Here is a 21,454-nt window from a genome sequence, read left to right as displayed (position 1 = left end):
AGGCATATTTATGCCTCTGAGGCATCACGTTCACTGGAGCACTGCCGGGAGAGCGGGTGGCTCGCCGGGGCGGGCACGGATGCGTTAGCCTAACGATCGTTCAGGTCGGTGGGCGCGCTACGAGGCGCGCGTGGCGAGGGAGTCGGCGTGACGCTCGACGGTGAGGCTCTGGAGCAGCTACGCAAGCGTGCCAAGGCCGGTGGTGCGGACAAGTACCACGCGGCGAACGCCGCCAAGGGCAAGCTCTTCGCCCGCGAGCGGGTCGCCCTCCTGGTCGACGAGGGCTCCTTCGTTGAGGACGGCCTCTACGCCAACGCGATGGCCGAGGGGCTCCCGGCCGACGGTGTGGTCACCGGCACGGCCACCATCGACGGCCGCCCGGTCTGCCTGATGGCGAACGACTCCACGGTCAAGGCCGGCAGCTGGGGCGCGCGTACCGTCGAAAAGATCATCCGGATCATCGAGCGGGCGTACTCGACCGGCGTGCCGATGGTCTACCTGGTCGACTCGGCCGGGGCCCGGATCACCGACCAGGTCGAGCTGTTCCCCGGCCGGCGCGGCGCCGGGAAGATCTTCTGGAACCAGGTACGCGCCTCCGGCTCGATCCCGCAGGTCTGTGCGCTGTTCGGGCCCAGCGCGGCGGGCGGGGCGTACATCCCGGCGTTCTGCGACGTGGTCGCGATGGTGGACGGCAACGCCAGCATGTACCTCGGCTCCGACCGGATGGTCGAGATGGTCACCGGCGAGAAGACCACCCTGGAGGCGATGGGCGGGGCCAAGGTGCACTGCGCCGAGTCCGGCGTCGGGCACTTCCTCTGCAAGACCGAGGCCGAGGCGCTCGACGTGGTCCGGCGCTACCTGTCGTACCTGCCGGCGAACTGGACCCAGGCGCCGCCGGCCGCCGAGGCGGTGCCGGCCCCGGAGAAGGCCGACCTGGCCGCGCTGGTGCCGGCGAGCGAGCGGCAGGCGTTCGACATGCGCCGGTACGTCAAGGGCCTGCTCGACGAGGGCAGCTTCTTCGAGATCCAGGCGCTCTGGGCCAAGGAGCTGACCATCGGCTTCGGACGGCTGAACGGCGAGGTCGTCGGCGTGGTCGGCAACAACTCGATGTTCAAGGGCGGGGTGCTCTTCGTCGACTCGGCCGACAAGGCGAGCCGCTTCGTGCAGCTCTGCGACGCGTTCAACGTCCCGCTGCTGTTCCTCTCCGACGTGCCCGGCTTCATGGTCGGCAGCGCGGTGGAGAAGCAGGGCATCATCCGGCACGGTGCCAAGATGATCACCGCGATCTCCGAGGCGACCGTACCCAAGATCTGCGTGGTGGTCCGGAAGGCGTACGGCGCCGGCCTCTACGCGATGGCCGGCCCCGGCTTCGAGCCGGACGCGACGATCGCGCTGCCCACCGCCAAGATCGCGGTGATGGGCGCGGAGGCCGCGGTCAACGCGGTCTACGCCAACAAGATCGCCGCCATCGAGGACGAGGCCGAGCGGGCCGCCTTCGTCACCGCGAAGCGCGAGGAGTACGAGCGGGACATCGACATCGTCCGGCTCGCCAGCGAGCTGGTGGTCGACGCGATCGTCGAGCCGCACGAGCTGCGTGCGGAGCTGGTCCGCCGCTTCGCCGCCGCCCGCGGCAAGGAGCGGCACTTCTCCCGGCGCCGGCACGGCGTCACCCCCGTCTGACCCCGGCCGCGACCCGGTCGAGTCAGCGATCCCGTCCCGGCGTCACGAGCGCCCGGCGGCCCATCCAGACAGGAGGAGCAGATGGACTTCCGGCTCAGCGAGGAGCAACAGGCGCTGCGGGAGAGCGTGCGGGACTTCGCCCGTGAGGTGGTGGCACCGGTCATCGCCGAGCACTACGAGCAGCACACCTTCCCGTACGAGATCGTCCGCCAGATGGGCAAGATGGGTCTGTTCGGCCTGCCCTTCTCCGAGGAACACGGCGGTATGGGCGGCGACTACTTCGCGCTCTGCCTGGCCCTGGAGGAGCTGGCCCGGGTCGACTCCAGCGTGGCGATCACCCTGGAGGCGGCGGTCTCCCTCGGCGCGATGCCGATCTACCGGTTCGGCACGGACGAGCAGAAGGCGCAGTGGCTGCCGAAGCTGCTCAGTGGCGAGGCCCTGGCCGGCTTCGGGCTGACCGAGCCGGGCACCGGCTCGGACGCCGCCGGCACCCAGACGCGAGCGGTCCTGGACGGCGACGAGTGGGTGATCAACGGCTCGAAGGCGTTCATCACCAACTCGGGCACCGACATCACCGCGCTGGTCACGGTCACCGCGGTCACCGGGACGAAACCGGACGGCTCGAAGGAGCTCTCCACCATCATCGTCCCGTCGGGTACGCCCGGCTTCAACGTCGCGCCCGGCTACTCCAAGGTCGGCTGGACCGCCTCGGACACCCACGAGCTGACCTTCGACGACTGCCGGGTGCCGGCGGCCAACCTGCTCGGCGAGCGGGGCCGGGGGTTCGCGCAGTTCCTGCGCATCCTCGACGAGGGACGGATCGCCATCGCCGCACTGGCGGTGGGCCTCGCCCAGGGCTGCGTCGACGAGTCGATCAAGTACGCGAAGGAGCGCCACGCCTTCGGCCAGCCGATCGGCAACTACCAGGCGATCCAGTTCAAGGTCGCCGACATGGAGACGAGGGCGCACACCGCCCGGCTGGCGTACTACGACGCCGCCGCGCGGATGCTGGCCGGCGAGCCGTTCAAGCGGCAGGCCGCCGTCGCCAAGCTGCACGCCAGCACCGTCGCCGTGGACAACGCCCGCGAGGCCACCCAGATCCACGGCGGCTACGGCTTCATGAACGAGTACCCGGTGGCCCGCTTCTGGCGGGACTCGAAGATCCTGGAGATCGGCGAAGGCACCAGTGAGGTCCAACGCATGATCATCGCCCGCGACCTCGGCATGTGAGGAAGGAAGGGCCCCCTGTTAACGCCTCCGGTATAGCAGGGGGCCCGCGTTAACACCGCCTCCGGCATCGGCGCTCTGTCGGATATCCGCGCCGGACGGTCGGCTGGCCGACGATCGGCTGTGGACGGTCGCACCCCATCCGTACTCTTCGTGCCCATGACTCCGGATCATGATCCTTCGCGGAGCCCGGATGGTCGTACCCTCTTGCCCGATCTGCTGCGTGGGCACCGGCTCGCAGCCGGGCTCACCCAGGCCGAGCTGGCCGGCCGGGCCGGCGTCGGGGTTCGGACGGTCCGTGATCTGGAGCGGGGCCGGTCCGCGCGCCCCCAGCGCACCACCGTCGACCTGCTCGCCGACGCCCTCGGCCTGACCGGTGACGCCCGGCAGGAGTTCCGCGCCGCGGCCCGGCCGGCCCCGCCCGCGCCGCGCCCGGCGGCGGGGCATTTCCCGGTCGACGCGTCGCGCCCGGAAACGCGGCACCTCACGACCGACGCGTCGCGCTCGGAAACGCGGCACCTCACGGTCGACGCGCCGCGCTCGGAAACGCGGCACTTCACGGCCGATGCGCAGCGCCCGGCGGTGCGGCACCTGCCGGTCACCGGTTCCACCGCCACCGGACCCGGTACGCCGATCGCGGTGCCGCAGCCGGTACCGCTGATCGGCCGGGACCGGGACGTGGCCGAGGTCGCTGCCCTGCTGAGCGCCGAGCGTCCGCTGGTGAGCCTGGTCGGCCTGGCCGGCGTCGGCAAGACCGCCCTCGCCCTCACCGTCGCGCACGCGGTGGCGGACGAGCATCCGGCCGGCGTCGCCGGGGTGCTGGTCGGTGAGGGTTCGGACGCCGCCGACGTGCTGGCCGCGTCGGTGGCGGTGCTCGGCGTGAACCGGCTCGTCGACCTCGCCGGCCGGCTCGCCGGCCGACCGGCGCTGCTCGTGGTGGACGCGGTCGAGCGGGCGCCCGAGCCGGTGGCGGAGGCGTTGCGGGCGCTGGTCGCCGCGGCACCGACGTTGCGGGTGCTGGCGACCGGCCGGCGCCCGGTCGGCCTCTCCGGCGAGCTGGTCCGGCCGGTGGCGCCGCTCGACGTGCCGCCGGCCGGGGCGGCGCCGGCGGATCCGGCCGAGCTGGCCCGCTGGCCGGCGGCGGCCCTGTTCACCGCCCGGCTCGCGCAGGTACGCCGCGAGCCGCCCGCCCCGGCCGAGCTGCCGGCGCTGGCCGCGCTGGTTCGTCGTCTCGGCGGCCTGCCACTCGCCATCGAGCTGATGGCCGCGCGCGGGCGGATCCTCGACGTCACCGAGCTGCTCGACCGGTACGGCGACCGCGTCCTCGACCTCGCCACCGACCGCCGCCCCGGTTGGGTACCCACCGACCCAGCGGCCGGCACGGTGACCCTGCGTGAGGCGGTGGCGACCAGCTACCGGCTGCTCGCGCCGGAGGAACGGGCGGCGCTGCGCCGGCTCTCCGCGTTCCGCAACCGCTGGTCGGTGGAACTGGCCGAGGACCTGCTCGCCGACGGCGGCGCGCGCCGGGACGCCGTGCCGCTGCTGGACCGGCTGCTCGAACTCGGCCTGCTCAGCGTCCGGGGCAACGGGCCGTTCCGGTTCCGCCTCCTGGACGCGGTACGCGACTTCGCCGCCGAGCAGGCCGTCGGGGAGGGCGAGCAGGGCCGGATCCGGCACCGACACGCGCTCGTGGTCACCGCGATGGTGGTCCGCGTCGCCCCGAAGCTGGCCGGTGCGGACCTGCCCACCGCGGTGCACCTGTTGGACGAGGCGACCAGCGACATCACCACGGCCCTGACGTATGCCGCCGACGACGAGCCGGTGACCGCGCTGCGGCTGGCGGCGGCGCTGCCCCGGTGGTGGCGGCTGCGGGGCCGGGACGTCTCCGGACGGCGGTGGCTGAGCCGGTTGCTGGCCGATCCGCGTACCGCCGACGTCGATCCGGTGCTGCGGGCCTGGGCGCAGCTCGGGGCTGCTCAACTGGCCGTCGAACACGATGCCGGAGCGGAGGAACTGCCCGCGGCGCGAGCCGCGCTGGCCACCTTCCGAGAGGCCGGGGAGGTCACCGGTGAGCTGTCCGCCCGCACCGTGCTCGCTGCGCTGCTGCCCGGCGTGGGCGACCACGACGAGGCCCGGCGGCAGGCGCAGGCGGTGCTGGAGCTGGCCACCCGGCACGGCCGGGTACGTGAGATGGCCGTTGCCCAGGCGTACCTGACCTGGCACGACGTACGGATGGGGGACCTGGCCGGGGCGCGGCGGCGGCTGGCCACCGTGGACCGCCTGGCCGCCCAGTCCGGTGAGCAACGGCTGCGGGTGCTGGCCCGGGCCAACCTCGCCGAGGTGACCCGCCTGGAGGGGCGGTACGCCGACGCCGTGGAGCAGGGGCGGCGGGTGGCCGCGGCCCTCGCCGAGTTGGGCGACCCGGGGCAGCGCCGGCGGGTGCTCGGCATGGTCGGGCTGGCGCTCGCCCAGGACGGGCGGTCCGTCGAGGCGCTGGCGGTGGTCGCCGAACTGCGGCCCACCCCGACGGTGCCCGGGCAGCGCCAGCGATCCGGCGTGGAGGGGGCGGACCAGCCCGGCGCCGGGGACGAACCCACCGGGCGGCCGGAGGATGCGGTCTGTGCGTTGATCGAGGGCCATCTCGCGCTGTACCGGGGGGACCGGGAACTGGCGACGGAGTGGTTCGCCGCGGCGGCCGAAGCGGCGACCGACGGCCGGAACCGGCGGGACGTGATCGAGGCGCTGGTGGGGTTGGCGGCGAGCACGGCCGATCTGGCTGTGCTGGACCGGCTCGACCGGGCCCGGCGGTCCACGGGAATCAGTCTGCTGCCCCGGGAGGAGGCTTTGCTCTACGCGCTGGTGGCTCGTCGCGGTCGGCAGGGCTGACTGCCCGGATTCACCGGGGCGCCGCCACCCGGCGGGCCACAAAGGTGGTGGAGCCCCGGCGGGCGGGCCACGGAGGTGGTGAAAGAGCGGGGTGGTGAAAGAGCGGGGGTGGCGCGAGCGAAGAAGCCCCCTGGTGCTGCCCCTCGCTCATCGCTCGCGCCGGCACCCCCCGGTGCGCCCCCCCGCTTGACGAGAAGCCTATCCCTGAAGTTTGGGCGATTTGTCGGCCTTTGGGGGACTTTGCTGGCACCCCCGGCCGGTTCTGCCGGTCTTTCTGCCGGTGCGGCGCGCGGACGGTGGTGAGCGGGGGCAGCAGGTTTGGTCGGTGGTGAGCGGGGGCAGCAGGTTCGGCGGGTGGTCGGCCGCCTCAGCAGCCGGCGGCGGTGGCCTCGTCGGTCGGGGCGGTGCTGGTGCTGCCGGCGGTTGCTCCCGGGTGGACCGCGTCACGAACCCGGCGCAGGCCGTCGAGGAGCGCCGCCAGGGCGGCCGGTTCGAGCTGTCCGGTGAACCACTGCTCGATGATCCGGAGGTGCCCGGGCAGGATCTCGTCCAGCCGGGCCAGGCCGGCGGCGGTGACCACCGCGTACGAGCTGCGCCGGTCGGACGGGCAGGCCCGCCGGCGGATCAACCCGTCGCGCTCCATCCGGTCGACGACCCGGGTCACCCCGCTGGTGGAGAGGGAGGTCTGGGCGGCGAGGTCGGTCATCCTCAGCTGTCTGCCGGGCGAGCGGGCGAGGCGGGTGAGCACCTCGAACTCGACTGCGGAGAGGCCGTGCTCCTCGAGTTGGGCGGCGAACCGGGCCGACAGCCCGGCGTGCGCCTCGACGAGGAGGCCGACGGCGGTGATCCGGGGATCGTCGAACACGTTCTGGTCCACGACGCCATCCTAGCAGTACTTGACACAGGGAATATTGCCGTGCCTATAGTTGCTCAGTCAGTCGTTGGGTTACTAAACAATCTCCTCTGGAGGACAGCACCATGACCAGCAGCACCGAAACGGTTACCCGCGAGTGGGACGGTCTCACCATCCCGGCTGCCGGCACCTACCAGCTGGACGCGGCGCACAAGCGGGTCGGGTTCGTCGCGCGGCACATGATGGTCAGCAAGGTGCGCGGTGAGTTCGCCGAGGCGAGCGCCACGATCACCGTCGCGGAGGACCCGATGCAGTCCTCCGTGACCGCCACGATCCAGGCAGCCAGCATCAACACCGCCCAGGCCGACCGCGACGCCCACCTGCGCAGCCCCGAGTTCCTCGACGTCGAGAAGTTCCCGACGCTGGAGTTCCGCAGCACGGGCGTGAAGTCCCGCGACGGCAACGAGTTCGTCCTCACCGGCGAGCTGACCGTGAAGGACGTCACTCGCCCGGTCGAGCTGGAGGTCGAGTTCGAGGGTGTCGGCCGCAGCCCGTTCGGCCAGGACATCTTCGGCTTCTCCGCCAGCACCGAGATCGACCGCGAGGAATTCGGCCTGACCTGGAACGTCGCCCTGGAGACCGGTGGCGTCCTGGTCGGCAAGAAGATCAAGATCGAGATCGAGGGCGAGGCCATCCGCCAGGCCTGACCCCCACCGTACGAATCCCGCGGGCCCGTGCCGTCGCCGACGGCGCGGGCCCGTTCGTCGTACCCGGACCAGGTGTGATCCGTCACGTCTCGAGCCCGTGGAACGGCGGGTGCGCGGCGAGCTGGCTGGGTAGGAGTGCAGACCTGCGCCGAGCCCCTGGTTCCGCTGGCCCGGTCGCAATTAACGTGAATGGTTCACAATGCGTTCCGGAACGGGTACGGTTCCGTCGCGCCACGCGCCGGGAGGACACATGGGCAGAGACGTCGAGCAGGGCGCCTTCTCCCGGGAGGACCGGGTCCGCTACCGGCAGAAGGTCCGACGATGCCTGGATGTCTTCGCGCTGATGCTGGACGACTTCGGCTTCGACGCCGACCGCCCGATGACCGGCCTGGAGATCGAGCTGAACCTGGTCGACTCCGCGGCCGAGCCGGCCATGCGGAACGACCAGATCCTCGCCGACATCGCCGATCCGCTCTTCCAGGCCGAGCTGGGCCAGTTCAACCTGGAGCTGAACGCCCCGCCCCGGCTCATCGAGGGCACCGGGTTCACCGACTACGAGCGGGACCTGCGCGACAGCCTGGCCCGTGCCGACCAGCGGGCCGCCCGGTCGGACGCCCAGATCGTGCTGGTCGGCATCCTGCCCACGCTCACCGAGCGGCACCTGATCGCCGACAACCTCACCACCAACGAGCGCTACCGGGCGCTCAACGACCAGATCGTCGGCGCGCGGGGCGAGGACTTCGAGCTGGACATCCGCGGCGTCGAACGGCTCCAGACGCACAACGACTCGATCGCCCCGGAGGCCGCCTGCACCAGCCTCCAGTTCCACCTCCAGGTCGCGCCGGACAGTTTCGCCGACTACTGGAACGCGTCCCAGGCCATCGCCGGCCCCCAGGTCGCGGTGGGCGCGAACTCGCCGTTCCTGTACGGCCGGCAGCTCTGGGCGGAGACTCGGATCGCGCTGTTCGAGCAGGCCACCGACACCCGCCCGGACGAGCTCAAGGCCCAGGGCGTACGCCCCCGGGTGTGGTTCGGGGAACGCTGGATCACCTCGATCTTCGACCTCTTCGAGGAGAACGTCCGCTACTTCCCGCCGCTGCTGCCGATCGTGGAGGACGAGGACCCGGTCGAGGTGCTGCACGCCGGCGGGGTGCCCGAGCTGGCCGAGCTACGGCTGCACAACGGCACGGTCTACCGCTGGAACCGGCCGGTCTACGACATCATGGATGGCCGTCCGCACCTACGGGTGGAGAACCGGGTGCTCCCCGCCGGGCCGACGGTGGTGGACATGCTGGCCAACGCGGCCTTCTACTTCGGGCTCGCCCGGTCCCTCGCCGAGGCCGACCGTCCCATCTGGAGCCAGCTCACCTTCAGTTCCGCCGAGGAGAACTTCCATGCCGCCGCCCGCCGGGGCATGGAGGCCGTGCTGCACTGGCCCCGGCTCGGGGAGGTGCCCGTGGCCAAGCTCGTCCTCGACGTCCTGCTGCCCAGGGCGGCGCAGGGGCTGGACGGCTTCGGCGTCGCCCCGGCCGAGCGGGACCGCCTCCTCGGCGTCATCGAGCAGCGCTGTCGTACCGGCCGAAACGGCGCGGCCTGGCAGGCCGAGGCGGTCTGGGCGGCCGAGCGGCACCGGGGCATGAACCGGGACGCCGCCCTGCACCACATGCTTCGGCGTTACGCAGAGCTCCAGCGCAGCAACGAGCCCGTGCACACCTGGCCGGTGGACTGACCCGCCGACGCCGGAGTGCTGTGCCCAGCCCGACGTCGCCGGCACCGCCGGACGGTCGCGGTGGCCACGCGGGAAGTGGGCGTGCGCCGCCGCGGTGCCCGGGCGAAAGCGGGCGTGCGTCGTGTGGTGGCCGCCCCGGGAAGTGGGCGTAGGCCGCTCGGGTCAGCGGCTGCGGCGGCGGCCCTTCGGCTTGGTCCCGCCGTCGCCCGGGGCGTCCGTCGCGGTGCTGTCGGTCGGCGCATCCACCGTCGAGCCGCCGGGTTCCAGGCCGCCGGGTGCCGGGCGGTCCGCGGTCCGGGCTTCCGTCGCCGTACCGGCGGCGGCACTCCGGGCCGGCGGCTGCGTCCCGGTGTCGTCGGCGGAGGAGGTGGGGAGGCTCGCGCCCCCGGCGGAGGCCGGCGTGCGCTGAGGCGGTGTGGCCCGGCCCCGGCGGGTCTTGGCCGGGTCGGGCGCCGCCGTCTCCTCCGGGGACCGGTTCGGCCGTCCGTCCCGCGCGTCGGGGTCGGCGACGGCCGGCGCGGCCGACCCACCGGTCAGGGTGGTGGGCCGCCCGGCGACCGCGGCCACCTCGACGGCGCGTTCCCCGCCGGGCGCCGCCACGTCGACGGCGCGTTGCCCGCCGGGCGCCGCCGCTTCGACGGCCGGCCGGTCGATGTCGGCGGTGGCGGGGTCGGGCTCGCCGGTGCGCTGGCGCGGCAGGGACACCTCGGCCCGCCGGGCGGCCCGGTGTTCGGCCCGCTGGGCGAGCGCGGCCACCAGCACCGAGCCCCCGACCCCGGCGATCACCGCGTACGGGGCGATCAGGTGGGCCGACAGCTGCTCGGCGGCGATTGTCGCGAGCCTCGGCACGGCCAGCAGGTAGGCCAGCGCGACGAGGAGCGGTCCGGCCGCCCCGGAGGCCGCCGTCCCGACCCGCCGCTCCGCCAGCCGGGCGGTACGCCGGGCCGCCCACGCGCCGATCACCAGGGCGGCGCCCAGCGAGAGCAGCGCGCCGGGCCAGTAGAAGTAGTCGCGGATCCAGAACCGGTCGCTGTCCGCGCTGATCTGCCAGATGCCGAGCTGGGCGGCGGTCAGCCCGCGGCCGGAGAGCACCCCGTCGACCACCGACACCACGGCGAGCAGCCAGAGCCAGCACGTGGTGGCGACGAGGTTGCTGGCGACCGCCCGGGTGTGCAGCGCCCAGATCGCCAGGAGCAGCCCGAGCAGCAGCCCGACGGTTGCGTACCCGGCGGCGACGCTCTGCGGCGCGGACGTGTCCGGCACCCGCGCCGCCCGGGCCGGCACGGCGACCAGCAGCACGGTGATCAGGGCGCCGACCATGGCGCCGACCGCCAGGCCCAGGGCCCGCAACGGGGCACCCGGCTCGTTGTGGCCCCCGCCCCGCAGCCGCTGGGCACAGACCGCGCCGGCGACCACCGAGGTGGCGGAGATCCAGGTGGCCCAGGCGAGGCTCGCCACCCAGGCCGCCTCGACCCGGACGGCACCGGCCGGTGCCCAGTTGATGATGCCCAGTCCGTAGCCGAAGCCCAGTTGCGCGGCGCCCGTACCGGCGGCGACGCCGAGCGCGGCGGCGATCGATGCTCCCCAGCCCCGTCTGGCCATGCCGGGCAGCGTAGCGTCCCAGGGTCGGCGCGGCGAGTCGTATGAGAGCGAGCGGTCGCGCCACGGGTTGGGCGGCACCGGATACGGTCGCCGATGACAGAGGCGGGTGGAGGCGATGACGGACGACGGGTACCCGGACCGGCAGCCCGGGCTGGGCGACGACCCGGGGCCGGACCGGACGAGGATGCTCCTGGGTGGCGGCCTCGCGGCGGTCCTGTTGGCGGTGATCGGGGCGAGTGGGGGCTGGGTCCTCGCCGGCGATGCGGAGCCGCCCACCCAGCCGGTCGCCAGCGTCCCCGCGCAGCCGCCGACCAGCGACGGTACGCCGACCGACGCGTCGAGCGGCACACCGCGGCAGCGTCCGACCGGCGCGCGGACCACCACCCCGGCTGGGCTCACCGTTCCCGAGGTGGTGGGCACCGACTTCGAGCGGGCCCGGCAGGAACTGCGCGACCGCAAGCTCGGCTGGCGGCTCGTCTTCGGCACCGGCTCGGGCCGGAACGTCCAGCGCGCCTCCCCGGCGCCCGGTACGCCGGTCCGCCGCGGCACCACGGTCACGCTCTGGGTCGCCGGACCGGCGCCGGCTGTCTCCGTGCCGGATCTGATCGCGCAGGACTGCGGCGACGCCGCCGACGACCTGGTCGCCGCCGGGCTCTACCCGGGCTACCGCACCGGCCGCCGGGGCCCGGTCACCGCTCAGGACCCGGTCGGTGGCGCGACCGCCCGATGGAACGATCAGGTTGCCCTGACCTGCGGCGACGAGCCTTCGACCGATTCTCCGGACCAGCCGCCCGGGCAGCCCTGACCAACGGCTCGCCGCGCTGATACCTGCCGATGCCCGGCCCGACCGCTACCGTGGACGGTCGAGGGCCAGGGCGCCCGTCCCGGGTGGGGAGAGGACGTGCGATGAGCGACGACCGTCAGGAGCCACCCGCCGGGGACGACGACGCGACCCGTCCGCTGGCCCGGGACATCGGGGACGACGAGGCCACCCGTCCGCTGGCCCGGGATACCGGGGACACCGTGGCCCAGCCGTGGCCCGCCAGTCAGACCGTCCGCCAACCGGCCGTCCCGCCGGCCTGGTCCGGGCGGGCGGGGGTGCCCCCCTCGCGACCGGTCGGCGGCGCCGAGGCCGAGTGGTACACCGAGGAGCAGGCCGGTCGCCGTTGGTGGATGCCGATCCTGCTGGGCATTCTCGCGCTGGCGCTGGTCGCGTTGATCGGCCTGGGGGTCTGGCTCGCGCTGGGCGCCGCGGAGCGGGACCCGGGGTCGCCTCCCGTACCCTCGGCCGTGCCGAGCAGCACCCCGGAGACCAGCGTCCCGGCGACCACCACCGCGCCGACCACCTCGCCGCCGGCCACCGCGCCGAGCACCCCGCCGAGCACCCCGCCGGCCACGACGGCCGCCGTCCGCGGGCCGATGCCGCCGCTGGTGGGGCTGCCGGAGGCCGCTGCCCGGGCGGCTCTCGACCGGCTGGACGTGCCGTACCAGGTGCAGCGGCGGGCGTCGGGGCAACCGCCCGGCACGGTGATCGAAACCGATCCGGCCGCCGGCGAGCCGATCGCCGCGGGACGGCAGGTCACGATCGTGGTGGCCGAGGCGGCGCCGGCGACCGGGGCGAGCAGCGTGACGCCGGGCCCGACGGCGACGCCGACCCCCTGACCGTCACCACTGCCGGCGTCTGGTCCCGACCAGTCCCAGCCCGGCCAGCGAGATGGCGAGGCCCAGCAGCCCGGAGTAGAACAGCGACCGGGTGAGGTCCGTCGTGTCCCGTACGCCGGCGCCGCCGGCCAGCGCTTCCTCCCCGGCGCCGCCGCCCGCCTGGTCCCGGGTGGGCGGCGCGTTGACCTCGTTGCCGAGGGCGCCGGCGCCCGGCGTACCGGCCCAGCCGGCTTCGTCCTCCGGGTCGGCCGACTGCGGGTCCTTCCCCGCCACGGTGATCTCGGGAGCCGGTACCGGCTCGGTCAACTGTTCCGTGGCCGAGAAGGCCGGGTGGCGGACGACGAGCATGAGTGCGGCCGCGGCGCCGAGAAGCGCGATCAGCCCGAAGGCGTAGCCGACAGGGGACCGGTGGTGCCGCCGCGCGGCGGGCAGATTGACCATGACCATCCCAGGTTCAGGGTCTGGGACGCGCGGGGTGGAGACGTGCCGGGGTGGGCGTACCGATTCTATGGCGGCGGCCCGGCCCCGGCCCTGGTAATCGCGGGGTCAGCCCACTCGGACCGGGGTCCGGACGACCGGACGCCGGGCCCGGACGGTGTGCTGACGCGGTGCCGGAGCGCCCTGCAGCTGCCGCAGCCCTGCCTGCTGTACGAAGATCGACCGTCGGCTGACCGCGTCCCCCGCCGCGTTCAACTCGTAGCCGTCGAGCCAGAGCCAACCGTCGTAGGTCGGCCAGTCGAGCACCCGGATCACCCGGAACTTGATCGGTCGGAGGAACTGGACACTCGCCGCGCGAGTCACGTGCAGTACGTCACCGGAGCGGGGAAGCACATGGGCTCCTGAAAAGGATCGGCCGGCGGGCGAGCCGGCGGAGGCTGATCGGGGGACAGTTCGGCCCGGTGACGGGGGTCTCGCGTCGTGGACCGCTGATCAGGTTGTTCGGTGGTGGTCGGGCCGTACCCGCGGTCGCGGGTCGCCACCCGACCAACACCCGGCTGCTCCCGGTTACCGCTCCCACCGCCGCAGCCACGCTGGCGTGCAGCGGCGGGGCCTTCAGCCCGGGGCAGGTCGCGGGGCGCGGGACGGCTCCCCTCCCGCCGTCCCACGCCCCGTGGGGTCACCACGTCGAGAGATCGTGCGGAGACGGTGAGTAACCCGTGCCATACCGACAGACTGCACCAGGGACGTGCTTCATGCAAGTTGCATGTCGACTTTTGCCGATACGCGAGCAGGACACGTGAACGGGACGCTTGAAGCCTCCGGCACCGGGACGGCACACTGGACGCCGGTTTCGCCCGTCGCGGCCGGTCGACGACCGGCACCACCCCCTGCCGCGAACGATCGCCCGCCGTACGACGGCCGCGCCCCGGCGGGTGTCGAACCGGGCGCGATCGACCGGAGGTAGTCGGGTGAGCGCGAGGAGCTGTCGTCCGCGTCCAGCAACCCGCGGAGCGGCATCGTGAGCGAGCGGCGCAGTCCCACCATCCGGCGTCGACGCCTGGGGGCGGAACTCCGCCGCCAGCGGGAGGCTGCCGGCATCACCATCGAAGTGGTGGCCGAGCAGCTGGAGTGCTCGGCCTCCAAGATCTCCCGCATCGAGACCGGCCAGACCAGCGCCACCCCCCGGGACGTGCGGGACATGCTCCGCATCTACGGGGTGGTCGGTGCCGAGAGCGACGAGCTGGTGCAGATCGCCCGCGAGGCCCGGCAGAAGGGCTGGTGGCATCCGTACAGCACGGTGCTGGTCGGGGCGTACGTGGGGCTGGAGGCGGCGGCCAGCTCGATCCGGGCGTACGAGCAACAGGTCGTGCCGGGGCTGCTGGAGACCGAGGAGTACGCGAGCGCGATGATCCGCGCCGCTCGGCCCGACTTCAGTGCCGAGCAGGTCGCACAACGTGTCCGTGTCCGCCTCGGTCGTCAGTCGTTGCTGACACAGGACGATCCGGTCGATCTGTGGGTGGTGCTCGATGAGGCGGTGCTGAGCCGGCCGGTTGGCGGTGACGTGGTGATGCGTGACCAGCTCAGACGGCTGGCGGAGGTGGCCGAACTGCCGAACGTGACGTTGCAGGTCCTGCCCTTCGAGGTGGGCGCGCACGCCGGCATGGACGGGACCTTCACGATCCTCAGCTTCCCCGAACCGAGTGATCCCGATGTCGTGTACGCGGAGAACGCCACGGGTGGGCTCTTCCTCGAGAAGAGCGACGAACTGCAGAAGTACAGCTTCATCTTCGATCACATTCGAGCAGCGGCCATTCGCCCTGAGGAATCCATCGCTCACATCGCAAAACTGGCAGAGGAGCCGTTGTGGAAATGGCGACCAAGAAGTTCCCCGTGGACCTGACGCAGGCGACCTGGTTCAAGAGCTCGAAGAGCGGGCCGAACTGTGACAACTGCGTGGAGGTCGCGTACGTGACCGGGACGGTCGGCGTCCGGGATTCGAAGGACAAGGCGGGCCCTGCCCTGATCTTCGCCCCAGGTGACTGGCACGCTTTCGTGACCGGCGCCCGGGCTGGTGCGTTCGTCCGGGGCTGATCCGGCGACCCGGACTTGTGTGGTCCCGCCCGGCATTCTGGCCGGGCGGGACCTTCCTGTTCCGGGGTGCTCGCGGTGAGGCGCTCGGGCTGGGCGTCCCGCGCCCACCCGTCGCCACTTCCGTTCCGCCTCGTTGAACCGCACGGATCGGCAACCGAACGAGGCAGGCGAGACGGATGACGACGATCGGTTCAGAGAATCTCACCAACGGCCCGGGCAAGCCGGAGCGGTTCGGCGGCAAGTACCGCGGCGCCCGCCGGGACACGGTCCTCACCGAGGTGGTCTCCACCGACACCGAGATCGGCAGCCGGGACGCGACCGACGCGGAGCCGGCCTCCCCGCCGCTCACCCTGCCGTCCCTGGATCCCAATCCGCTCACCGAGCCGTCGTTCCCGCCGTCCGGCTGGTCGGTGGAGCAGAACGACTCCCTGGCGGACCACCCGCTGCTGCGTGGCCTGCTGATGGAGTTGCCGCCGAGGGGGAGCGTGCCGCCACCCGGCTGGCTGGACCGCTGGTTCGAGGCGACCCGGGCGATCCTCGAACTGCTATACGTGCAGGGGACCGGCCGCTCGCGCTGACACCGGGGCGGCCGGCGGCTGAATCGGCGCCGGGGCCGCCGGCGGCCGCATCGGCACCGGGGCTGCCGGCGGCATGGCGCGCTCGGCGAGCCGGTTGTGCCGCAGCGCGTGGCGTACCCCGATCGCGATGACGCCGAGCACGCCGACGGTTATGGCCGGGCCGGCCACGGCCGGCGCCGCGAGCAGGTCGACGCCCGCCGCCGAGATCACGGCGGGCAGCACCGCGAGGGCGGTCACCTGGATCGGCAGCCCGATCAGCGGGTGCGCCGCAGCGGCCCGCAGGCCGTGCGGGGCCGGGGTCTCCGGCGCGGCCGCGAAGGCGCCCGCGCCGGCCCGCAGCCGCCGTACCCGGCGGACCGTGCAGGCCGCGACGACCAGCGTCGGGACCGCCGCGAGGGCGAGCCCGGCGGCGGCGCGGTCGACCACCGTCCGCCCGGCGCTCTGCAGACCCCCGGCCAGGACGGCCGCCGTCAGGACGACGCCGGTCAGGGTCAGGACGAACAACCATCCGGTACGCCGACGCAGCGCTCGGGCGCGCTCCAACCGGGGCAGTCCGTCCGCCACGATGCCGGCGGCGACCCAGGTGGCGGCGACGGGAAGCAGTACGGTGAGCTGGTCGGCCATACCCCAGAGCCTTGCCCGGTTCGACGTTCACCGAATCCGGGGCGCTACCCCGGTTCGTCCCGTACGCCGCCCCGTAGGGGCCATCCCACCGGCGTTATTGAGCATTCGACATGTACACCGTGCGGCAATCGTGATCTAGCCTCTGCTTGATCGGCCAACGTCGATCTGCCTGTGTCTCACCAGGCGGACGGCCGTGCGTCGGTCGGAGGGAGGTAGGGAGATGGCTCTCCCACGCAGGTCCGTATTCGTCGGCGTAGCCACCCTGACCATGCTCGCCGCGGCCAGCCCCGCCCTGGCCAGCCCAGCGAGCGGAGAGATCCGGAACGCCGGTGCCCCCAACGCGGTCGCCGACAGCTACCTCGTCGTGTTGAAGGAGAGCGCCGTCGCCCCCAACCGGGTCACCGAGACGGCGCAGCGGCTGACCGCCCGGCACGGCGGGGCCGTCGCCCGCACCTGGCGCACCGCGCTGCGCGGCTTCGAGGTCCAGGTCAACGCGGTCGCCGCCGCGCGGATCGCGGCCGACCCCGCAGTGGCGTACGTGGAACAGAACCGCACCGTGTCGATCGCCGGCACCCAGCCGAACCCGCCGTCCTGGGGCCTGGACCGGATCGACCAGCGGAACCTGCCGCTGAACAGTTCGTACACCTACCCGAACACGGCCAGCAACGTGCGGGCGTACATCATCGACACCGGCGTGCTGTTCGGGCACAACGACTTCGGCGGCCGGGCGGTCTCCGGCTTCGACGCGGTGGACGGCGGCTCCGCCGACGACTGCAACGGCCACGGTACGCACGTGGCGGGCACCGTGGGCGGCTCCTCGTACGGGGTGGCCAAGGGCGTCCAGATCGTCGGCGTCCGGGTGCTCAACTGCCAGGGCAGCGGCACCACCGCGCAGGTGGTGTCCGGCATCGACTGGGTCACCGCGAACGCGGTCAAGCCGGCGGTGGCGAACATGAGCCTCGGCGGCTCCGCCGACAGTTCGATCGACACGGCGGTCACCAACTCCATCAACTCCGGCATCACCTACGCGGTCGCGGCCGGCAACGGCGACATCTTCGGCAACCGGCAGAACGCCTGCAACTACTCCCCGGCCCGGGTCGCGCCCGCGATCACCGTCGGTGCCACCCAGAACAACGACGCCGCCGCGAGCTTCTCCAACTACGGCACCTGCGTGGACATCCTGGCGCCGGGCGTCAACATCACCTCCGCCTGGTACACCAGCAACACGGCGACGAACACGATCAGCGGCACGTCGATGGCCTCGCCGCACGTCGCCGGGGCCGCGGCGCTCGTGCTCTCGGCGAATCCGACGTGGACCCCGCAGCAGGTACGGGACAGCCTGGTCAACAACGCCACCCCGAACGTGGTGACCAACGTGGGCACCGGCACCCCGAACCGGCTGCTCTACGTGACGGGCGACGGCAACCCGCCGCCGACCAACGACTTCTCCGTCTCGGTGTCGCCGACCTCCGGCTCCACGGCGCCGGGCGGCTCGGTGACGGCCACCGTCAACACCGCCACCACCAATGGCTCGGCCCAGTCGGTCAGCCTCTCCGCGAGCGGGCTGCCGGCCGGTGCCAGCGCCTCGTTCAACCCGGCCACGGTGACCTCCGGCGGCTCCGCCACGCTCACCGTCACCACGTCGAGCAGCACCCCGCCCGGCACGTACGCGGTGACGGTCACCGGCACGGCGGCGTCGGGTACGAAGACGGCGACCTACTCGCTGACCGTCACCGGCACCGGTGGCTGCACGGGCGCCGGCCAGAAGCTCGCCAACCCGGGCTTCGAGTCCGGCAACACCGGGTGGACCGCCAGCTCCGGGGTGATCGGCCAGTACGGCTCCTCCGGGCAACCGCCCCGCACCGGCACCTGGAACGCCTGGCTGGACGGCTACGGCACCAGCCGCACCGACACGCTGGCCCAGACCGTGACCCTGCCGGCCGGCTGCTCGTCGTACGCCCTGAGCTTCTGGCTGCACATCGACACCGCCGAGACCACCAGCAGCACCGCGTACGACACGCTCAAGGTGCAGGTGCTCAACGGCAGCGGCGCGGTGCTGGCCACGCTCGCCACGTACTCGAACCTGAACAAGAACACCGGCTACGCGCAGAAGTCGTTCAACCTGGGCGCGTACGTCGGGCAGACCATCCAGATCAAGTTCACCGGCGTGGAGGACTGGTCCCTGCAGACCTCGTTCGTCCTCGACGACACTGCGGTGAACGTCTCCTGAGCCATCCTCTTCCCACCGGCGTCCGGCGGTCACCCCTGCGGTGGCCGCCGGACGTCGTGGTGGCCTCAGACGTCGAAGGTGGCCGGGCGCTCGGTGGCCGGGGGCGGCGGGACGGCCTTCCACAGGCCCGTCTTCTGCGCGGCCAGGCGGGCCAGGTAGGCCGGGTTGAGGATGACGTAGCGGCGCCAGAGCCGCTTCGGCTCCAGGCCGAGCCGCCAGAACCACTCCAGCCCCGCCCGCTGCATCCACGGTGGCGGGTTGCGCAGCAGCCCGGCGTGGTAGTCGAACGCGGCGCCGACCGCCATCAGCGGCATGTCCAGCAGCGGCCGCATGACGTACGCGAAGACCTCCTGCCGGGGGCAGCCCAGGCCGACCAGGACGAGCCGGGCACCGCTGGCCTTGATCCGGTTGGCGATCTCGGCGTCCTCGCCCGGCTGCATCGACCGGAACTTCGACGGCTCGACCCCGGCGATCTTCAGCGCGGGGAACATCCGCTCCAGCGCCGGCACCAGCCGGGACAGGGTCTCCTCAGTGGAGCCGTACAGATAGACCGGCAGGCCCTCGTCGGCGAACCGGCACAGCACCCGCAGCGTCAGCTCGGGGCCGTAGACCCGGTCGGTGAGACCGGCGCCGTGCAGCAGGTTGAGCGCCCAGCGGACCGGCTGCCCGTCCGGGGTGACCACGTCGAACGAGTTGAGCCGGGCGTTGTGCGCCGGGTCGAGCACCCCGGTCATCACGCCGTGCACCGCCAGCGCGGTCAGCGCCAGCGGGCGACGCTCGTGCGCCGCCGAGACGACCGCCTCGGTCGCCTGGGCGTAGTCGGTCGCGTCGACGAGGACGCCGAGCACGTTCCGCTTCGTGGCGGTGGTCATGCCTTCGGCACCCACTTGTCGACGTTGGCCTCGTAGATCTCCCGGAGGATCATCGGCACGTCGTAGGTGACCTTCCAGTCCGGGTAGTGCTCCTCGAACCGGGCCATGCTGCTCACGTACCACTGGTGGTCGCCGGTCCGCGCCTGCTCCACATAGTTGATCTTCGCTGCCCGGCCGGTGATCTCCTCGGCGATCCGGAACGCCTCGATGTGCGAGGTGTTCGAGTGCCGGCCGCCACCCAGGTTGTAGACCTGCGCCGACCGCGGCGCGCGGAAGAACGCCTCGAACGCGGTCAGCACGTCCCGGGAGTGGATCGCGTCCCGGACCATCTTGCCCTTGTAGCCGAAGAGGTTGTACGTCCGACCCTCCATCACGCAGCGCATCAGGTACGCCAGGAAGCCGTGCAGCTCGGCCGCCGAGTGGGCCGGGCCGGTCAGCGTGCCGCCCCGGAAGCAGGCGGTCTTCATGTCGAAGTACCGGCCGTACTCCTGGACCATCACGTCGGCGGCCACCTTCGAGGCACCGAAGACCGAGTGCAGCGACTCGTCGATCGACATGTCCTCGGTGATGCCCTGGTGATAGGGGTGGTCCTCCGGCAGCTCGTACCGGGTCTCCAACTCCACGAGGGGCAGGCTGTTCGGGCGGTCGCCGTACACCTTGTTGGTCGAGCAGTGGATGAAGGGCGCGTCGATGGCGTGCCGGCGGACGTTCTCCAGCATGTTGAGGGTGCCGCCCGCGTTGACGTCGAAGTCCGTGTACGGCTCCTTGGCGGCCCAGTCGTGGCTGGGCTGCGCGGCGCTGTGGATCACGACCGCGATGTCCGCGCCGTACTTCTTGAAGACCTGCTCCAGGCCGTCCCGGTCCCGGATGTCCACGGAGAAGTGGGTGTAGGCGCCGCCCAGGTCGGCGGCGAGCCGCTCCAGGCTCCAGGAGGTCGAGCCGTCCTCGCCGAAGAAGTACCGCCGCATGTCGTTGTCGATGCCGACCACGTCGAGCCCGAGGCCGGCGAAGTGCCGGGCTGCCTCGGAACCGATCAGACCGCCCGAACCGGTCACCAACGCGACAGTCACACGCCACTCCTGGCTTATTGGGGCAGGGAAACCATCGGAGCATAGCGTGATGTCCAGCACGCCCCGAATACGCCGCGAGGGCCCCGCAACCTGCGGAGCCCTCGTCATGGTGGGGAAGGGGGGAGTTGAACCCCCACGCCCTTTCGGGCACACGGACCTGAACCGTGCGCGTCTGCCATTCCGCCACTTCCCCGTGGCCTGACCTGGGACACCGTATCTCATTCCGTGCCCGCCATCTGCAACGGGGGCCGAAACATATTACGCTGTTCCCGGTCATCGCCACGAGCGATAACCGTTCGTGGCGGACGAAACTGTAGCACGGCCGCAGGACCGCCCACGAACGGGCCGCCGGCGGCCGGCCGAGCGGCGTGTGAGCTGCGGAGGCGGTGTCCGGATACCATCATTGCCTCGGGACCCGAGGAGGAGCCGGTGAGCGTGCTGCAACGCTTCGAGAAGCGTCTGGAAGGCCTGGTAGAGGGGGCCTTCGCCAAGGTCTTCAAAGGGGTGGTCCACCCCGTGGAGATCCTCAACGCCATGCAGCGGGAGGCCGAGGCGCACAAGGCGATCCTGGCCGGTGGGCGGACGTTGGTGCCCAACCGCTACGTGATCGATCTCTCGCCGTACGACCACAGTCGGCTGGCGCCCTACGCCGCCGCGCTGGCCCAGGAGTTGGCCCAGTCGCAGGCGGAGTTCATCGGCGAGCAGGCCTGGACGGTGTACGGCGACGTCATCGTCGAGGTCGAGCGCGGCGAGGGCCTCGACACCGGCATGTTCCGGGTCACCGCGGAGGTCTACACCGGCGGCGAGGTCGCCCCGGTCTCCGCGCCCGGAGGTTACGACGCCGGCCCGGCGTACCCGTCCTACGACCAGGGCGGCGGCTACGGCCCGCCCCCCGGGCACGGCGGCGGCCGCAACGTGCGGCTGGTCTCCGGTGACGGCCGCACCTACCCCCTTCAGATGGGCTCGACCGTGATCGGTCGCGGTGACCAGGCCAACCTGCGCCTGCCCGACGTCGGCATCTCCCGCCGACACGCCCGACTGGACTTCGACGGCGGCCAGGTCGTGCTGACCGACCTCGGCTCCACCAACGGCACCATGGTCAACGGCCAGCGCGTGTCCGCCGTCGCCCTCAACCCGGGCGACATGATCCAGCTCGGCACCACCACCCTGACCTTCCGCGTGGACGGCTGACCAGCGTTGCC

19 protein-coding genes and 1 tRNA gene are annotated in these 21,454 nt (G+C 72.6%); 12 read left to right on the top strand and 8 right to left on the bottom strand.

Annotated features, from left to right (window positions below; genetic code table 11):
• Nucleotides 1-147 precede the first annotated feature (147 nt).
• From ABZ570_RS26345 to ABZ570_RS26335, 3 genes are all read left to right on the top strand, one after another.
• The gene (locus ABZ570_RS26345) at nucleotides 148-1,680 is read left to right on the top strand and encodes an acyl-CoA carboxylase subunit beta (protein ID WP_358069009.1); all 1,533 of its coding nucleotides are present in this window, start codon (nucleotides 148-150) and stop codon (nucleotides 1,678-1,680) included.
• An 81-nt stretch (nucleotides 1,681-1,761) separates the two neighbouring features.
• Entirely contained in the window at nucleotides 1,762-2,910 is a 1,149-nt protein-coding gene (locus ABZ570_RS26340) for an acyl-CoA dehydrogenase family protein (protein ID WP_358069006.1), read from the top strand.
• 156 nt (nucleotides 2,911-3,066) lie between these two features.
• Nucleotides 3,067-5,793 (top strand): helix-turn-helix domain-containing protein, encoded by a 2,727-nt coding sequence (locus ABZ570_RS26335; RefSeq protein WP_358069003.1) that lies wholly within the window; start codon nucleotides 3,067-3,069, stop codon nucleotides 5,791-5,793.
• 367 nt (nucleotides 5,794-6,160) lie between these two features.
• On the opposite strand, the gene ABZ570_RS26330 is transcribed toward ABZ570_RS26335, so the two are convergent.
• Nucleotides 6,161-6,670: a MarR family transcriptional regulator gene (locus ABZ570_RS26330; RefSeq protein WP_358069000.1), complete on the bottom strand. Its 510-nt coding sequence runs from the start codon at nucleotides 6,668-6,670 to the stop codon at nucleotides 6,161-6,163.
• Between the two features lie 101 nt (nucleotides 6,671-6,771).
• Here ABZ570_RS26330 and ABZ570_RS26325 point away from each other — a divergent pair, with 101 nt between their 5' ends.
• Both ABZ570_RS26325 and ABZ570_RS26320 read left to right on the top strand, forming a co-directional pair.
• A complete protein-coding gene (locus ABZ570_RS26325; RefSeq protein ID WP_358068997.1) occupies nucleotides 6,772-7,353 on the top strand; it encodes a YceI family protein in 582 nt (193 codons plus the stop codon).
• 250 nt (nucleotides 7,354-7,603) lie between these two features.
• Nucleotides 7,604-9,082 carry a glutamate--cysteine ligase gene (locus tag ABZ570_RS26320; RefSeq protein ID WP_358068994.1) on the top strand — a complete coding sequence of 493 codons (1,479 nt, stop codon included), beginning with the start codon at nucleotides 7,604-7,606 and terminating at the stop codon, nucleotides 9,080-9,082.
• Nucleotides 9,083-9,244: 162 nt separating this feature from the next.
• Here the strand turns inward: ABZ570_RS26320 and ABZ570_RS26315 are convergent, their stop codons facing one another.
• The gene (locus ABZ570_RS26315) at nucleotides 9,245-10,684 is read right to left on the bottom strand and encodes a hypothetical protein (RefSeq protein WP_358068991.1); all 1,440 of its coding nucleotides are present in this window, start codon (nucleotides 10,682-10,684) and stop codon (nucleotides 9,245-9,247) included.
• Between the two features lie 115 nt (nucleotides 10,685-10,799).
• Between ABZ570_RS26315 and ABZ570_RS26310 the strand changes: the two genes are divergently transcribed.
• The gene (locus ABZ570_RS26310; protein ID WP_358068988.1) at nucleotides 10,800-11,489 is read left to right on the top strand and encodes a PASTA domain-containing protein; all 690 of its coding nucleotides are present in this window, start codon (nucleotides 10,800-10,802) and stop codon (nucleotides 11,487-11,489) included.
• 101 nt (nucleotides 11,490-11,590) lie between these two features.
• Nucleotides 11,591-12,346, top strand: a complete 756-nt coding sequence (locus ABZ570_RS26305) for a PASTA domain-containing protein (RefSeq protein WP_358068985.1) — start codon at nucleotides 11,591-11,593, stop codon at nucleotides 12,344-12,346.
• A gap of 3 nt (nucleotides 12,347-12,349) precedes the next feature.
• Here the strand turns inward: ABZ570_RS26305 and ABZ570_RS26300 are convergent, their stop codons facing one another.
• Nucleotides 12,350-12,793 carry a hypothetical protein gene (locus ABZ570_RS26300; RefSeq protein ID WP_358068982.1) on the bottom strand — a complete coding sequence of 148 codons (444 nt, stop codon included), beginning with the start codon at nucleotides 12,791-12,793 and terminating at the stop codon, nucleotides 12,350-12,352.
• Nucleotides 12,794-12,892: 99 nt separating this feature from the next.
• Entirely contained in the window at nucleotides 12,893-13,177 is a 285-nt protein-coding gene (locus ABZ570_RS26295) for a hypothetical protein (protein WP_358068979.1), read from the bottom strand.
• 628 nt (nucleotides 13,178-13,805) lie between these two features.
• Here ABZ570_RS26295 and ABZ570_RS26290 point away from each other — a divergent pair.
• From ABZ570_RS26290 to ABZ570_RS26280, 3 genes are all read left to right on the top strand, one after another.
• Nucleotides 13,806-14,687: a helix-turn-helix transcriptional regulator gene (locus ABZ570_RS26290; RefSeq protein ID WP_358068976.1), complete on the top strand. Its 882-nt coding sequence runs from the start codon at nucleotides 13,806-13,808 to the stop codon at nucleotides 14,685-14,687.
• A complete protein-coding gene (locus ABZ570_RS26285) occupies nucleotides 14,657-14,878 on the top strand; it encodes a DUF397 domain-containing protein (protein ID WP_358068973.1) in 222 nt (73 codons plus the stop codon). The genes ABZ570_RS26290 and ABZ570_RS26285 overlap by 31 nt, the downstream gene beginning before the upstream one ends.
• Before the next feature lie 176 nt (nucleotides 14,879-15,054).
• Nucleotides 15,055-15,456, top strand: coding sequence for a hypothetical protein (locus ABZ570_RS26280; RefSeq protein WP_358068970.1), 402 nt, complete (start codon nucleotides 15,055-15,057; stop codon nucleotides 15,454-15,456).
• Here the strand turns inward: ABZ570_RS26280 and ABZ570_RS26275 are convergent.
• Nucleotides 15,424-16,080 (bottom strand): hypothetical protein, encoded by a 657-nt coding sequence (locus tag ABZ570_RS26275; protein WP_358068967.1) that lies wholly within the window; start codon nucleotides 16,078-16,080, stop codon nucleotides 15,424-15,426. The genes ABZ570_RS26280 and ABZ570_RS26275 overlap by 33 nt on opposite strands.
• Nucleotides 16,081-16,300: 220 nt before the next feature.
• On the opposite strand from ABZ570_RS26275, the gene ABZ570_RS26270 reads away from it, so the two are divergent.
• Complete coding sequence (locus ABZ570_RS26270) at nucleotides 16,301-18,310, top strand: S8 family peptidase (protein WP_358068964.1); 2,010 nt, start codon at nucleotides 16,301-16,303, stop codon at nucleotides 18,308-18,310.
• 65 nt (nucleotides 18,311-18,375) lie between these two features.
• Here ABZ570_RS26270 and ABZ570_RS26265 read toward each other — a convergent pair whose 3' ends face one another.
• The 3 genes from ABZ570_RS26265 to ABZ570_RS26255 form a co-directional block, all read right to left on the bottom strand.
• Entirely contained in the window at nucleotides 18,376-19,182 is an 807-nt protein-coding gene (locus ABZ570_RS26265) for a WecB/TagA/CpsF family glycosyltransferase (protein WP_358068961.1), read from the bottom strand.
• Nucleotides 19,179-20,252, bottom strand: coding sequence for an NAD-dependent epimerase/dehydratase family protein (locus ABZ570_RS26260; protein WP_358068958.1), 1,074 nt, complete (start codon nucleotides 20,250-20,252; stop codon nucleotides 19,179-19,181). Before ABZ570_RS26260 ends, ABZ570_RS26265 begins: the two co-directional genes overlap by 4 nt.
• 107 nt (nucleotides 20,253-20,359) lie before the next feature.
• Nucleotides 20,360-20,445, bottom strand: a tRNA-Leu gene (locus tag ABZ570_RS26255).
• 209 nt (nucleotides 20,446-20,654) lie between these two features.
• Between ABZ570_RS26255 and ABZ570_RS26250 the strand changes: the two genes are divergently transcribed.
• Nucleotides 20,655-21,443, top strand: coding sequence for a DUF3662 and FHA domain-containing protein (locus ABZ570_RS26250; protein WP_358069032.1), 789 nt, complete (start codon nucleotides 20,655-20,657; stop codon nucleotides 21,441-21,443).
• Nucleotides 21,444-21,454 lie beyond the last annotated feature (11 nt).

The sequence above is a fragment of the Micromonospora sp. NPDC007271 genome, from assembly GCF_040634005.1.
Lineage (GTDB): Bacteria > Actinomycetota > Actinomycetes > Mycobacteriales > Micromonosporaceae > Micromonospora.
The sequence above is the reverse complement of the archived record's forward strand: the minus strand, read 5'-3'. Positions and strand labels throughout refer to the sequence as shown.